This is a genomic window from Bacillus sp. ISL-39, from assembly GCF_018613295.1.
In the GTDB taxonomy this organism is placed as follows: Bacteria; Bacillota; Bacilli; order Bacillales; family Cytobacillaceae; genus Mesobacillus.
In genome coordinates this window covers 10,907-26,664 of record NZ_JAGGQM010000017.1, presented here as the reverse complement: position 1 = coordinate 26,664, position 15,758 = coordinate 10,907, and the positions used below count along the sequence as shown (strand labels likewise).

The window sequence follows — 15,758 nt, the reverse complement described above, 5'->3', positions numbered from 1 at the left end:
CCGCAAAGCGTTATCGCTTTGCGGTTTTTATTATGATTTTTGTTCCTCTTCTTTTTCGCATTCAAAACAAAGCACTTTCCCATCTTTATGTACACCATTCAAAAAACCATCCAGGCAAAAAATCTCTTTTCCACAACGATCGCAGCTGCCAACTAGCTCCTTCAAAAAATCCCCTCCCCTTCATAGAATTCTCTCTAGAAAAAGTAGTTCCTCTATTTTTTTACAGATCACATTTAGAGGTGACTGAACTTCTCGAATGAAAGAAGTCATAGTTACTCTGTGACCGCGCTCACTACAAGTGGGATACAGGAGAATTATAATGTAAATGTAAAGGAAATCAGAAATTAAAGGAGAGAGTGAAATGACTTTCAATGTTATTATCAATGTTCCTGATTATGCCCCACGGGAAAAACACCCGACCATATTCCAAAACTTTGACTCACTGCACAAGGGGGAATTCATGCAAATCGTCAATGACCATGACCCTAGACCGCTGCAATACCAATTCATGATGGAACGCCCGGAGTCATTTTCATGGGAGTATCTAGAGGAAGGCCCAGAAACATGGCGAGTGGCAATCGGTAAAACGAAATAATTATCTGGAAAACATCCTATGATTCTATTAAACAACAGGTTCGCCTGTTGTTTTTATTTGGCTCTTTTCTCAAACTTTGTTGCTATTGACTACAAAATCGGGTTGAATGACCAATTTTTCTTCGGAAAGTTGACTCTTTTGTGAAAAAAGAGTATGTCAAACTTAATACAGAACTGCAAAATGGCTTTATTTTACGTTAAAATCAACTTTAGGATTTTAACAATAATCTTTACGAAACAGACTTTTATTTTGTTTCAGAATTCATTAAGTTCATAAAGAATACGGCTTCAGTGCACAGCCCTTTTAGGCGGGATGGCTTTTAGATTTTCTTGAACGTAAAGTTCAGAAAAGTATGATAAGATAGACGAGAAAGAGAAAAATGGGGTGAAATGAATGAGTGAAGTCATGCAAACAGAAAAGAAATTTTTGGATTATGTCAAAAAAATGGCTGCCTATGGAGAGGCGCTTTCTTTAATTTATTGGGATTTAAGGACAGGAGCCCCGAAAAAGGGAGCCGGTCAGCGTTCTGAAGTGATCGGAGTACTATCTTCCGAGCTTTTTAACATGTCAACATCAGAAGAAATGGCATCATACATAGCACGACTTTCTAATGAAACAAGTTTATCTGAGATTACCCGTAAAACGCTGGATGAGTGCAGAAAGGATTATGACCGCAATAAAAAAATCCCTGCAGAAGAATATCGTGAATATGTGATTCTTCAATCAAAAGCAGAAAGTGTTTGGGAAGAGGCAAAAGCAGAGTCCGATTTTGAAATGTTCAGACCGTATCTTGAAAAATTGGTGGATACCACTAAGAGATTCATTGGTTACTGGGGATATGAAGGCAATAAATACAACACCTTGCTCGATATGTATGAACCTGGGGTCACGGTCGATGTTTTGGACCAGGTGTTTGGAGACCTTCGTGAAAAAATTGTCCCGCTTGTACAGCAGATTTCCAGTTCAACTGCCAAACCTGATACAGAGTTCCTTTTTGAGCATTTTCCTAAAGAAAAGCAGCGTGCTTTCAGCCTCGAGATCCTAAAGCAAATGGGATATGATTTTGATGCAGGCCGGCTTGATGAAACGGTTCACCCATTCGCAATGGGGCTTAACCCAGGGGATGTAAGGGTTACGACGAAATATGATGAAGCAGATTTCAGGACAGCTGTTTTCGGTACCATTCATGAAGGCGGCCACGCTCTCTATGAACAAAACATCTCGGATGAACTGGTTGGAACTCCTCTGAGTTCAGGCACTTCAATGGGCATCCATGAATCACAGTCGCTTTTCTATGAGAACTTTGTTGGACGAAATTACTCTTTCTGGAAGCACAACTACAGCCTGCTGCAGGAGTTCTCTGAAGGACAGTTTACCGGGGTGGAGGCAGAGGAATTCTATCGTGCAATTAATGAGTCCAAGCCAAGCTTGATCAGGATTGAGGCAGATGAGCTGACATATCCACTCCATGTGATGGTACGATATGAAATTGAAAAAGGCTTATTCAATGATGAAATTGAAGTAAAGGACCTTCCGCAGATCTGGAATGATAGATATGAACAGTATCTTGGAATCAGGCCGGAAAATGATGCACAAGGTGTGCTGCAGGATGTACACTGGGCAGGAGGCAGCTTTGGCTACTTCCCATCCTATGCTTTAGGCTATATGTATGCAGCGCAGTTCAAGAATGCCATGCTCAAAGATTTGCCTGACTATGAGGCACTCCTGGAACAAGGAAATCTTCAGCCGGTTAAAGAGTGGATGACTGAGAAAGTCCATAAGCATGGAAAAATGAAAAAACCACTTGAAATATTGACTGATGTAACTGGAGAGGGACTTAATGCTCAGTACTTAGTCGATTATTTATACGAAAAATACAATAAAGTATATCAGCTGGTTTAATAAGATTCTTTTTTAGAAAATAAGATGGCAGTCTTCCTGCCATCTTTTCTGTGGGTGAATGTATGTACGGGAAATTGCCTTATTTTATGATCGCATTTGCTGCGGCAATGTGGGGCCTGATTGGTTTTTTTGTTAAAGGCCTGAATAATGCCGGGTTCAGTGCTATGGAGATTGTGGCTATCCGTGTGTTGACCGCAGCCATTATTTTGATTCTGGTGGGAATTGCTTTTTACCGAAGTCATTTAAAAATCAGGGTGAAAGACTTGTATCTTTTTGTGGGTACAGGAATTTTAAGCATTGTTTTTTTTAATTGGTCTTATTTTACGGCAATCAACCTGATGAACATCCCGATTGCTGTAGCTTTACTGTATACTTCTCCTGCTTTTGTTGCGGTTTTATCATTTCTTTTCCTGAAAGAAAGCATTAACAGGAGGAAGCTGTTGGCGATTGTCATGACGGTCATCGGCTGCACACTTGCCGCAGGCATTACAGGGCACGGGGGAACGTCATTTTCTGTCTCCAGTATCCTTATTGGCCTAGGGGCAGGGTTCGGCTACGCTCTTTACAGTATATTTGGCAAGGTGGCATTAAGGCGGTACCATCCTTTTACAGTCACTTTGTATACATTCCTTGTGGCTTCGGCTGCCCTGGCTCCGACAACTGGTATAGTCAGCAAGGCTTCTGTCCTTTTCACCGGGAATGCGTGGCTTTATGCGATAGGCTTAGGGATCTTCCCGACTGTGATTGCATATTTTGCATACTCCTGGGGCCTTGAAAGGACGGAAAGCAGTACTGCTGCAGTAGTTGCTACACTGGAACCTGTCATTGCCACCATGCTGGGAATACTGGTGTATGGTGACAGGCTGGGCGGTCTTCAGATGCTCGGATCTGCGTTGATTATCATATCTGTAATATCTATCAATATCTCAATTCCCATCAGGAAGCAAAAAAAGCACTTCACTGTGTGATTCAATCTCGTTTGAAGTGGTAAAAAAGCAAATAATAAACGCACGAATTAACAGAGAAAGGAGCCTGGTCACAAACCTAGGCTCCTTTTCCTTCAAATTAAAGCACTTTTTGGTTTAGGTAAATTGTTTCACTTTAGATTGTAATCAAAGATTTTTAGCGAAAAATGCAGATAACTTAGGGGGCAACTAGACAAAGGATTATGTTTTGTGATAAATTATTACAGTAAAAATCCTTTGAAAACTACATATTTTTAAATCGATGAAAAGGAAAGTAGTTTTTGCTATATTCGATAGCGAGCCGGGGACGGTGGAAGCCTGGCGATGAAGCATAAATGAAGAACACCTTTGAGTTCTAACCGAAAGGGATATCGTGAGTAGGCTTAGACGTTTCCAGCACGTTATAGACTGGGATATGCAATAGTAAAGTTGGTCATTTTATGACAATTTGGGTGGTACCGCGGAAGTTCAGCCTTTCGTCCCTTTTTTGGGGATAGAAGGCTTTTTTTATTGCAAAAAAATTACCATAAGGAGGCTAATTATGATTAAGACCGTAGTAAAAGATTTATACAGAAATCAAGAAAATTTTAAAGACAAAACTGTTCAAATTACAGGGTGGATCCGTACGCTACGCGATTCCAAAACCATTGGTTTTATGGAGTTAAACGATGGAACATTCTTTAAGAGTGTACAAGTTGTTTTTGAAGATACCCTTGATAACTTCAAAGAAATTACAAAGCTGCCTATTAGCTCTTCTGTTTTAGTAGAAGGTGAATTTGTTCCAACTCCTGAAATGAAGCAGCCGTTTGAAATCAAAGCAACAAAAATTGTAGTCGAGGGATTGTCGGATACAGAGTATCCTATACAAAAAAAGAGACATACCCTTGAATATTTGAGAACAATCGCTCATTTACGTCCGAGAGCCAACGCCTTCTCAGCCGTCTTCAGAGTAAGATCTCTTGCATCCTATGCCCTTCATAAATTCTTTCAAGACAAAGGGTTTGTATATGTACATACACCGATTATTACCGGAAGTGATACTGAAGGAGCAGGGGAGATGTTCCGTGTAACATCAATGGACTTGAACCAGCTTCCAAAAACCGAAGACGGAAAAGTGGATGACAGTGCAGATTTCTTCGGTAAAGAAACAAACTTAACTGTTAGCGGCCAATTAAATGTCGAAAGCTTTGCTCTTGCTTTCCGTAATGTGTATACCTTTGGTCCGACTTTCAGAGCAGAAAATTCCAATACGGCACGACATGCCTCAGAATTCTGGATGATCGAGCCGGAAGTTGCCTTTGCAGAATTACCGGATATCATGGACCTTGGAGAAGAAATGGTCAAGTATGTCATTGATTACGTTTTTGAACATGCACCAGAAGAAATGGCCTTCTTTAACAGCTTTATTGATAAAACACTTATCGAAAGATTGAAGAATGCATTAGAATCCGATTTCGGACGCGTTACTTATAGCGAAGCTGTTGAATTATTGAAGAACTCAGATAAGGAATTTGAATACCCTGTTGAATGGGGTACAGATTTGCAAACGGAACATGAACGTTACCTTAGCGAGGAAATTTACAAACGTCCTGTCTTCGTAACCGACTATCCGAAAGAAATTAAGGCATTTTATATGCGAGCGAACGAGGATGGCAAGACAGTTGCCGCGACAGACCTTTTGGTTCCCGGCATTGGCGAGTTAATCGGCGGAAGCCAGCGTGAGGAAAGAGAAGACGTTCTTGCAGAGCGAATTAAAGAACTTGGTATGGCGGAAGAAGATTACTGGTGGTATCTCGAGCTTAGAAAATACGGCAGCACAAAGCATTCTGGTTATGGTATTGGATTCGAACGACTTGTTATGTATCTAACTGGGATGAAGAACATCCGCGATGTCATTCCATTCCCTCGTACACCAGGAAATGCAGAATTTTAATTAAAATATGTGTAAAAATGCAAAATAGGATGCTGAGGCATCCTATTTTTTTCATGGAAGTCGAATAAGCTATTCCATGATGCGGCCATAACACGCCTCTTATATTGGTAGGCATCGGGTTATGTTCGATTTTAATGGCAGGTATTTTGTATGTAAAATAACAGGGCGGGAATGACAAGATCAGCATGCTAAATAGTGTGATATTAAGTTTTTTATTTATATGTTAATCGTATAAATGCTGCTAAAACAACAAAAAACAGGGTGAAATTTTTTGGAATTTCATACCCTGTTTTGGTTGATTCATAGAAAGTGGTTTTTTAGAAGAATTTATATCCCTTCGACCCGATCGGTGCATTTTCGATCATATCGATGAACGGTATCGTGTATGCGAAGAGAATCAAAAGGACAGTGATGCCAAGCCATAGCTTCCAGTTTTCGAATACCATCGGAGTTTTCTCTGCTTGGTCAGCAACTTCTCCAACAGGGAATTCTTCTTCCCCTTTAGGTGCGAAGAATGCAAGGTTAATGAAAATGTAAAGCATCAGGATGATTCCAAGGAACAGGATGGATCCGCCGACTGCCTGTGCAACCTGGTAAGGAATCCATTCAGCTGCTTGCTCTGAACCGCCGTACGTTGAGAATGAAGAACGGCGTGGAGCTCCAAGCAGACCAGCTGCGTGCATCGCACCGGACATGAATGTCATACCGATTGCCCAAACAATTCCCTGGATAATGGCTAGTTTATTCATAGCCTTTGTCAAGACCCTGCCAGTCAGGTGAGGGACCAGCCAATAAGAAATCCCAAAGAAAGTAAGGACAACTGAAGTTGCAAGTGTTAAATGGAAGTGTCCTGTAACCCAGATTGTGTTGTGTACTACCTGGTTCAACTGGTGGGAAGCGTTGACTAGTCCACCAGCACCGGCAGGGATGAATGCAAGCATACCTATGAAAGGTACTGCGAATCGGGCATCTCCCCAAGGAAGCTTTTTCACCCAGCCGAATAGGCCGGTAGATCCTTTAGAACGGCCAAACATTTCAAATGTTGCAAACAATGAGAATGCGGTCATCAATGATGGGATGACAACAAGGAATGTCAAAATAACCTGAAGGAATTTCCATGCTGGGTCAATACCTGGTTCCATTAACTGGTGGTGGAAACCAACCGGAATTGAGAACAACAGGAACAGAATGAATGACATTCTAGCTAATGAATCAGAGAAAATCTTTCCGCCTATGATTTTTGGAACGATTGCGTACCAGGCCATGTATGCAGGCAATAACCAGAAATACACAAGCGGGTGGCCGAAATACCAGAACAATGTACGGCTGACCAATACATCTACACGCTCAACAAGGCCAAGCGACCAAGGAAGCAGCTGGAATAGTACTGTTGCAGCAACACCAATCGTAGCTACGATCCACATAAGCGTGTTGACGAGTGACATGAAAGTCAACAGCGGGCTAGGCTTTCCAGGATTAGCTTTTCTCCATGAAGAGTAAGCCATGATGATTGCAGCGCCGTCAATCCAGCTTCCGACGATCACGAGTGTAAGTCCCAAGTAAAAGAGTGCGTGTGCCTGTAATGGTGCGTAGAATGTATAAAGAACAGAAGCCTGGTTTGTCAGGATCATGATAGCAGCCATTACAGTACCGATTGTCATCGTCCAGAAACCAATCCAGCCAGTCTTTCGCTGTTTATTTGTTAATGTTCCGGATGTTTTGCTCACAAGAGAGAGCTGGAATCCCATAATGAAAAATGTTGTAAGCACGAGTCCAAGTACGACACCATGGATGGTAAGGATTTGGTAATACCCAGTCCATGAAGGTAATTCAAATTTTCCTGAACGGACAAGTGTCTGGAGCAAACCTGCAAGACCGCCAATTGCAAGAGCGATGAAAGCGACATAAAAGTGGGCCATTGCCAATTTGCCGTCTCGGCGGTCAACCTTTGGATTAATTGATTTAGTATTCATTATTCTACCACCTCGATTTTAGACGACATCATGTGGTGGCCGACACCACAATATTCATTACAAACAATCAGGTAATCACCGGCTTTGTCAAACGTGGTGACGTACTCACTGATATATCCAGGCTCAAGCATCATGTTGATATTAGTTCCTGCAACCTGGAAACCGTGAATGACGTCTTTTGTAGTCGCGATTACTTTCACTGTAGCTCCTTTAGGAACTTCGACCTGCCCAGGGTTGTAGGCAAATGCCGATGCCACGAAAACAAGTTCGTAATCCCATTCTTTTCCTTCAACCTTCTTTAGTCCAGGTTTATCGAAAGGTGCTGTAGTATCTACCTTTTCAGGATTGATTGTTGCCAGGCAGCTCGGAGGCTGGTTGCCTAAATAGAAGGCGCTGACCCCAATAACAGTCAGGAATACGATTAAGGTCGTAATTCCGAATATCAGCCAGATTTTTTCAAATTTATGAATATGCATAACTTCTTTCTCCCCTTTTGGTCTATCTTAGAAACGATCAACAAACAAGAAATAAACGCCTACCCAAGTAACGATTAAAAAGAATCCTAACAAGAAAACGGATGCAAGTGTTCCTTTCAAGGAAGATTGGTCTTCCACCTTTGTATGTGTTTTCTTCCCAATTCCAGGCTGAGCCATCCCGGTCCACTCCCTTCGTATGAAATGTTCGTTTATAAATGATAAGTACATTTTCATAATACAAAACAATTTGGAAACGTAAATATGGTTTCAGACAGTTCACAAATTGTTCATACCTGATATATTTACTATGTTAATGGTGAAAACGCGTCAATACAGTGATTTAAGTCACATGTAACGATGGGTAAATGTGAAAAATCTGTGAATAGATTTATGTGAAAATTTGAGCATATTAGCAAGCAATCAAATCGGGATGTGACAGAACGACTTGACATTTTTAAAAAAGCAATTAGAAAAACAGGAATCACCATTCCACGTTTAGCTAATAAACTAATAGAAAATGGATCTATCAGGAAGTGGGTTTATGCAAAAGTTTTATTGCGAACATTGCCGCCTCATATATGATGAAATAAGATTATGCAAAAAATGCGGGAGGGCAGCTGAAAAACAAATCTGGATTGAGGTACAAAAGCAGTCCGACGAAAAATAGCACCTGGTTTGGTGCTTTTTCGTATTCGCAGGCGAGATATCCTGATTTTCCCGGACAATATGTTAAAATTAAGTCAATTTTAGAACGGGAGGATGATGTGAATGTTTTTGCCATCTTTTGATTTGAAAGGTAAAACAGCAGTAGTGTCAGGTGCTGGCAGAGGGATTGGCCGAGCGATTGCAATCGGTCTGGCTGAAGCTGGAGCAGATGTTGCCTTACTTGCACGCACGGAGGAAGATCTCAAAGAAACATCTTCGGTAATTAAAAAAATGGGAAGAAAAACTCTGGTGCTGCCAACAGATGTGACAAAAAGGGATCAAGTACATAATTCGATTTCTACAGTAAGGTCTGAATGGAAAAAGATTGATATTCTTGTCAACAATGCGGGTATGAACATCCGTTCAAAGGCTCTGGAAGCAACGGATGAAGAATGGCAAACAATCATGGATACCAATCTGAAATCTGCCTTCATGATGTCCCAGGAAGCGGGAAAAATCATGAAGGAACAGGAATCAGGAGGCAAAATCATTAATATTGCGTCTGTAGCGGGGCAAGTAGCCCTCAGGACGGGCGTGGCCTATGCGGCAACTAAGGCAGCCCTTATGCAGATGACAAAGGTGCTTGCGATGGAATGGGGACAATACGGTATCAATGTGAATTCAATCGGTCCATGGTACTTCAAAACGCCTCTGACTGAAAAGCTATTGGCCGACGAAGCGTATGTGCAGGATATCCTGGCAGTTACACCATTGAAGCGGATCGGGGAGTTGCCTGAGCTTGTGGGGCCGGTGGTATTCCTAAGCTCAGATGCCGGGAATTATGTCACTGGACAAACCCTGTTTGTAGACGGTGGAATGACGATCCATGGTTTTTGATTGCCTGATAAAATAGACTTACTATAAGCAGTAGTTTGTTTACTGTATTGTCCTGAAAATGTTATTGAGGAGCAAACTGTAAAAAAAGTGGATTTGCATGCTTAATAGTAACTTTACGCTTGAATAATACCCTTATGGAGGAGGAATGCCTTGCATAAGGGTATCTTTCTGCTTGAACGATACCGACATGTAATGATCCATTACCCGAAAAAGATCTGCGAGGTCTAAAAAGGTAAAAGCAGGTACTCTGCTTCGTACAAAAGAAGCCAATGAGGTAAAAAACAGACAGTCTTCTAAGAAATATAATGTCAACTGGTAATGATTTTATAATGTACAAGGGTTGAGTGCATTGTATAATGAACTTGCACAGCAACTCCTTCAAAACGTTAGGCTTTCCCTTATTTGTGGGGAAAGCTTTTTTTCGTTTCAGTCCAAGTCTAGTTTGACTGTATACTCTCTGGGTAAATGGAAAAAGTAACCGTACATAGATGTGAGGAGAGTATAAACATGCCAAGAGTTATATCCATCGCAGAAGCTGTGCCGCCATTTTCAATAGAGCAGGAAAAGGTAATGGATTTTGCAGAAAAGCTATTCAAAGAATCCTTTAAAGATATAAATAGGCTGCTAACTGTATTTCAGAATGGCCAAATCGAGAAACGCCATTTTGCTAAAAATCTTGATTGGTTTGAAAGTGACCATACTTTTGAAGAGAAGAATAATGCCTATATTGAGGCAGCTGTGGAACTAGGAGCACAAGCAATCTCGAATTGCCTGAAAAGTGATGAGTTTTTAAAAAACCAAGTACATCTTGAAGAAATCGATGCTATTTTTACTATCAGCAGCACGGGTGTGTCGACCCCAAGCATTGATGCGAGAATAATGAATGTCCTGCCATCATCTCAATATACTAAAAGGATCCCAATCTGGGGTCTTGGGTGTGCTGGTGGGGCAGCTGGACTGTCGCGAGCCTTTGAATATTGTCTGGCATACCCGGAGGCAAAGGTTCTGGTGCTGTCAATTGAATTGTGCAGTTTAACCTTCCAGCGTAATGACCGTTCAAAAAGCAATCTGATTGGAACTTCACTGTTTGCGGATGGGGTTGCGTGCGCCCTGGTCTGTGGTGATGATTCCGGCTATGAGAATATCATGAAAAAAGATGCTGCACCTAATATTATCGGCACTCAGTCAACAACCATGCCTGACTCTGAGGATGTCATGGGCTGGGAAGTGAAAAATGAGGGACTTTATGTCGTGTTTTCCAAGGATATACCGACGATCATCGAAAACTGGCTTCAGCCCAATGTTTTAAGGTTTTTGAACAGCAATAACCTTGACGTTTCGAATCTCGATCACTTCATTGCGCACCCAGGAGGAAAGAAGGTCCTGGATGCCTATGTTTCTGCTCTGAAATTCCCTGAAGCAATGACCAGGACATCAATGGAGGTCTTAAAAGATTATGGGAATATGTCTTCAGCAACAATACTATATGTATTAAAAAGGTTTATGGAGACAGCGGAGGCAGGCGATCTTGGACTGGGGGCAGCCTTAGGACCCGGATTTAGCTCCGAATTGCTTTTGATGAGGTGGGAATAACATGGTGTTCCTCATATTTATCGGATTAATCATCTTTCAGAGGCTGACAGAACTAGTCATAGCCAGAAAAAATGAAGCCTGGATGAAAGCACAGGGAGCAATAGAGTTTGGGCAGGGGCACTATCCCGCAATGGTGTCAATCCATACAGCTTTTTTCATATTTTTTATCCTGGAAGTGATCTTCTTTGATAAAAACCTGTCAGGATATTGGCCGGCATTACTTGCTTTGTTTATTTTTACGCAGGTGATGAGAATTTGGTCACTCTCTTCATTGGGAAGGTTCTGGAATACAAAGATCATCATTCTTCCAGGAGCTAACGTCATCAAAAGAGGACCATATAAAATCATCAAGCATCCAAACTATTTAATTGTAGCAATAGAATTGATTGTTATTCCTTTAATGTTCAATGCCTATATCACAATGGCAGTCTTCACCTTGCTGAACATCCTGATTTTATCGATCAGGATTCCTGCAGAGGAGAAGGCATTGCGAGAGTTGACCATGTATGAATCTGAATTCTCGAATCAGGGTCGGTTCGTCCCGAATTTGTTAAATAAGTGTGACAATTAATCTGCTTCCATTGAAAATGATAATCAATAGTGCTACACTTTCCTTAAGATGAAAATTATTCTCAGTTAAAAAAGAACCTTAAGGATGGTGTCGTACCAATGGTTTCCATGTTAGTTGTTTCTACCATAGCAGCTTACTCCTTACTTATGAAATATGTATTGAGCAATGTACTAAAACCACATTAATAAACAGATTCTCAATTAGATGAAAGCCCGGACTAAGTTCGGGCTTTTTCTTTTTGTCCATTTGTCAGTGCTTTTCTAGGTTGATTAATGTATTTGTTTTACTTTTTCTAAGAGGCGAAAATGTAATTATAGGAAAAGACCGAAAAATCATATAAAATAAAGTTATTCACAATTTTGTCACAAGGGGTTAGAGGAATGGGCCAGACTATTGCACAGCAAGATCATAAGCTTCTTGGAAAGATTTTATCTTTATATAATTTAATGAATTCAAATCACGATGACGATACAGCTGAAAAAGTAAAGGAATTGGGAAGGAAAGCAGTTGAGGAGGAATTTTCAATTGCTTTTTGCGGACACTTTTCTGCAGGGAAGTCGAGCATGATCAACAGACTGATCGGCGACAATATCCTGCCGTCAAGCCCGATTCCGACCAGTGCGAACCTGGTACGGATTAAGTCAGGTACTGAATATGCAAAGGTCATCTTCAAAGACGGCGGCTCACGCTTATATCCGGCACCATATGATTATGAAACTGTCAAAACTTACTGCAAGGATGGCGAGCAAATCCAGGCTATCGAAATCAGCCATAATGGTACGGAGTTTCTGGAACAGGCCGTCATCATGGACACACCTGGGATCGATTCCACTGATGATGCCCACCGGATTGCCACTGAATCGGCGCTCCATCTTTCAGATATCGTGTTTTATGTGATGGATTATAACCATGTCCAATCTGAACTGAATTTCCTTTTTACGAAGGAATTAACAGATGCAGGAAAAGAACTATATTTGATTATCAACCAGGTCGACAAGCACCAGGATGCAGAATTGTCTTTTGAGCAATTCAAGACGAGTGTTGAAAATTCTTTTGCTGACTGGGGAGTAAAACATGCGGGGATTTTTTATACATCGCTGAAAGCCCCTGAATCGCCACATAATCAATTTCAGAAACTCCTTTCGTTTATCATGGAGCGGAAGAGTAAGAGAAAAGAAATACTGCCAGTTTCAATTTTTAAGTCGATGGAAAAATTGACCGAGGATCATTTGGCGCATCTTCATCAGAATGTCTCTGAAGAAATCGATCAATTTGAAACAATCCTCGAAGGGCTTTCGGACAGTGAAAGGCAACAGCTGTCATATGAACTGGATAATTTAAGGATGAATATTGAAAAAATCCAGGGTGAACGGGATCCTGAACGTGAATTCCGGGATGGACTCAATGATATTCTAAAAAGCGCCTATCTAATGCCATTCCAGACAAGGGAGCTGGCGGAGGCTTATCTGCAGTCCAGGCAGCCAGACTTTAAAGTGGGTTTGCTATTTTCAAAACAAAAAACGGAACAGGAACGAACAGCAAGACTCGACAGTTTCTATCGAGACCTCGAGGATAAAGTTCAATCCCAGCTCGACTGGCATATCAAGAACTTTTTATCCGAGCTGTTCAAGAAACATAATCTTTCGCAGACCGAGCTGCAGACATCAGCCAATAGCTTTAAGATTGAGTTCCAAACCGAGCTGCTATCTGGAGCCGTCAAGCCTGGTGCCAGACTTTCAGGAGACTATGTTCTCAATTATACTAACGACGTCGCCGAAGCATTGAAGAATCTTGCAAGAAGAAAGCTGGAGCCCATCAAGGAAAAGTTCATCGGCTATGTAAAAGGTCAGGATGATGAGGAGATAAATGAACTTCTCAAGAAAGAAGAACAACTCGCGAAGCTTTTCTCAGCGTGGAAGGCATTGAATGTCATCCTGGAAAACCTTGCCGAGCAACGCAGGCTCGTATCAGAAATTCTGTATGGTCAACCGACAGAATATCAAGAGGAAGCGTATCTGATTTTTAAGGCTGCCGAAGACGAGCCAGAAGTGATCGTAACTGATGATATTGCCTCATCAAACACTGCGAAGGAAGTGACCGATCCTTCAGTACAGGAAGCTCCTGTCGAGCAAGGCGGGATTGAGATTGCACAATTTCATGAGAAACAACAGAAGCTGGTAAGAAAAATGAATTTTACATCTGAACAGATCGAGAATATACCTGGCTTGAAAAAAATCGCCCGTGAATTAAAGGATAAAGCCTCAAGGTTAAAGGAAAGAGAATTTACTGTTGCCTTGTTCGGGGCATTCAGCGCTGGGAAGTCCTCTTTCGCAAATGCTCTGGTAGGGGAACGGATTTTGCCGGTATCACCAAATCCGACAACTGCTGCCATCAATAAAATTAAACCGGTGACAAATGAGAATCCTCACGGAACGGTCATTGTCAAAATAAAAAGTGCCAGTGAATTGCTGAAAGAACTGGACCGCTCTCTGGGATTATTCGGCAAGAACACGACTGATTTCGAACGAGCGATCGATCAAATCAATAGTCTTAATTCCGAGGATAGCGGTTACAGTGCCGCAGAAAAAACGCATTACTCATTTCTCCAGGCTTTTGCCAAAGGATTCAGTGATTTTAAAAATAGTTTCGGCGAGAAGCTTTTTGTTGATCTTGAATCATTCCGAGGCTATGTTGCTGAAGAGGAAAAATCTTGTTTTGTTGAATGGATAGAGGTCTATTATGATTGCGAACTTACAAGAGAGGGGATCACTCTGGTTGATACGCCTGGTGCCGATTCAATCAATGCCCGCCATACAGGAGTTGCCTTCGATTATATCAAGAATTCGGATGCTATTTTATTCGTAACCTACTATAATCATGCCTTCTCAAAAGCGGATAGGGAGTTCCTGATCCAGCTGGGCAGGGTCAAGGATACCTTTGAGCTTGATAAAATGTTTTTCATTGTCAATGCCGTTGATTTGGCGAATTCGGAGGAAGAGCAGTCAGCCGTATTAGAATATGTGAAAGACCAGCTTGTCCAATATGGCATCAGGAAGCCTCATCTATTCCCGGTTTCAAGTTTGAATGGCTTAAATGCTAAGCTGGATCATGAGACTGGTGGAGACCAGCTTTTTAATCGATTTGAAAAGGCATTTTATTCATTCATTGCCAATGACCTTATGAATATGGCTGTTGAGTCTGCAGAGGCAAAATGGCGTCAGGCTGTCAATGTGATCGAGGAAATGATCAGGTCGGCAGAAGAAGACAAGGCTGCAAGGAATGATAGGCGGAGGAAGCTATTATCACAAAAAGAAGAAATGCTGAGCGTTTTATCCGAGAAGCAACCGGCAGTACTTAAGGATCGTCTTGTCCAGGAAAGCGATGAATTGACATATTATATTCGCCAGCGTGTCTTCATCAGGTTTGGGGAATTCTTTAGGGAGGCCTTCAATCCAGCGCTTTTGAAGGACGATGGGCGCAATATGAAGAAGGCTCTTGAAACAGCGCTTGATGAATTGATTGAGAGCATTGGATATGATCTGGCTCAGGAAATGAGGGCCACCTCATTAAGGGCCGAGGCGTTTATTTTACGGATATTGAAAGAGTTCCAGGAAGCTTTGTCAGCCGAATTGCTGAAAATTAATTCTTCGGTTTCTATTTCTGCCACAGAAAATGGTCCATTAACCGGAGTAGACTTTGAAACAGCATACCAGGACATCGATCATGCGATATTCAAGAAGACGCTTGGAATGTTCAAGAATCCCAAATCCTTCTTTGAGAAAAATGAAAAGAAATTAATGGCAGATGAACTTGAAAAGCTTTTACACGGACCTGCAGGGGATTATCTTGAAAAAGAGAATGCAAGGATGAAAGACCACTACCTTCCTGAATTAGATCGTGAGTTTGAGAAAGTCCAAAAGGATTTTTCAGAGCAGATCACCGAGTATTTCGAAGGAATCACCTCTGCCCTTGATGATAATTTCTCTATCGATACTGTGAAAGCTGCATTGATGAATATAAAAAACGATCAATAAAGGTTGTATGAGGGATGACCAGTAATCGATTTCATGCATGTGCTACTTGTGTTAATTTTCAGGCTGAAAAAATGGATGGGAAAATGAAATATCATTGCCTAAGGCTTGGCTATGAAACGAAAAGCCACTATCAATTCAACTGCTGGGATCCAAAGGAGCATGTAAAAAAATTGA

The 15,758-nt window shown here is 41.5% G+C and carries 12 protein-coding genes and 1 other annotated feature; of the genes, 8 read left to right on the top strand and 4 right to left on the bottom strand.

Going from position 1 to position 15,758, the window contains the following annotated elements:
- Positions 1-30: 30 nt before the first annotated feature.
- Complete coding sequence (locus tag J7E37_RS22295) at positions 31-165, bottom strand: hypothetical protein (protein ID WP_285289118.1); 135 nt, start codon at positions 163-165, stop codon at positions 31-33.
- Between the two features lie 196 nt (positions 166-361).
- Between J7E37_RS22295 and J7E37_RS13795 the strand changes: the two genes are divergently transcribed.
- The 4 genes from J7E37_RS13795 (at position 362) to asnS (ending at position 5,395) form a co-directional block, all read left to right on the top strand.
- Positions 362-595, top strand: coding sequence for a DUF2249 domain-containing protein (locus tag J7E37_RS13795; RefSeq protein ID WP_214737023.1), 234 nt, complete (start codon positions 362-364; stop codon positions 593-595).
- A 393-nt stretch (positions 596-988) separates the two neighbouring features.
- On the top strand, positions 989-2,497 hold the full coding sequence (locus J7E37_RS13790; RefSeq protein ID WP_215024515.1) for a carboxypeptidase M32: 1,509 nt from the start codon (positions 989-991) through the stop codon (positions 2,495-2,497).
- A 62-nt stretch (positions 2,498-2,559) separates the two neighbouring features.
- A complete protein-coding gene (locus tag J7E37_RS13785; protein WP_214781062.1) occupies positions 2,560-3,465 on the top strand; it encodes an EamA family transporter in 906 nt (301 codons plus the stop codon).
- Between the two features lie 250 nt (positions 3,466-3,715).
- Positions 3,716-3,949: a binding site (T-box leader), on the top strand.
- Between the two features lie 54 nt (positions 3,950-4,003).
- Complete coding sequence (gene asnS / locus J7E37_RS13780; protein ID WP_215024513.1) at positions 4,004-5,395, top strand: asparagine--tRNA ligase; 1,392 nt, start codon at positions 4,004-4,006, stop codon at positions 5,393-5,395.
- Positions 5,396-5,712: 317 nt separating this feature from the next.
- Here the strand turns inward: asnS and J7E37_RS13775 are convergent, their stop codons facing one another.
- Genes J7E37_RS13775 through J7E37_RS13765 form a run of 3 tightly spaced genes read right to left on the bottom strand, consistent with a single transcriptional unit; the run spans position 5,713 to position 8,021 of the window.
- Positions 5,713-7,368, bottom strand: a complete 1,656-nt coding sequence (locus J7E37_RS13775) for a b(o/a)3-type cytochrome-c oxidase subunit 1 (protein ID WP_192470440.1) — start codon at positions 7,366-7,368, stop codon at positions 5,713-5,715.
- Complete coding sequence (locus J7E37_RS13770) at positions 7,368-7,844, bottom strand: cytochrome c oxidase subunit II (protein WP_215024511.1); 477 nt, start codon at positions 7,842-7,844, stop codon at positions 7,368-7,370. Before J7E37_RS13770 ends, J7E37_RS13775 begins: the two co-directional genes overlap by 1 nt.
- A gap of 27 nt (positions 7,845-7,871) precedes the next feature.
- A complete protein-coding gene (locus J7E37_RS13765; RefSeq protein ID WP_023627611.1) occupies positions 7,872-8,021 on the bottom strand; it encodes a hypothetical protein in 150 nt (49 codons plus the stop codon).
- Positions 8,022-8,612: 591 nt separating this feature from the next.
- Here J7E37_RS13765 and J7E37_RS13760 point away from each other — a divergent pair.
- The 4 genes from J7E37_RS13760 to J7E37_RS13745 all read left to right on the top strand — a co-directional run bounded on the left by J7E37_RS13760 (position 8,613) and on the right by J7E37_RS13745 (position 15,584).
- Entirely contained in the window at positions 8,613-9,386 is a 774-nt protein-coding gene (locus tag J7E37_RS13760; protein WP_215024509.1) for an SDR family NAD(P)-dependent oxidoreductase, read from the top strand.
- A gap of 507 nt (positions 9,387-9,893) precedes the next feature.
- Positions 9,894-10,979, top strand: coding sequence for a type III polyketide synthase (locus J7E37_RS13755; protein WP_215024507.1), 1,086 nt, complete (start codon positions 9,894-9,896; stop codon positions 10,977-10,979).
- A gap of 1 nt (position 10,980) precedes the next feature.
- Positions 10,981-11,550 carry an isoprenylcysteine carboxyl methyltransferase family protein gene (locus tag J7E37_RS13750; RefSeq protein ID WP_214737006.1) on the top strand — a complete coding sequence of 190 codons (570 nt, stop codon included), beginning with the start codon at positions 10,981-10,983 and terminating at the stop codon, positions 11,548-11,550.
- A 380-nt stretch (positions 11,551-11,930) separates the two neighbouring features.
- On the top strand, positions 11,931-15,584 hold the full coding sequence (locus J7E37_RS13745) for a dynamin family protein (protein WP_215024505.1): 3,654 nt from the start codon (positions 11,931-11,933) through the stop codon (positions 15,582-15,584).
- Positions 15,585-15,758: the final 174 nt, after the last annotated feature.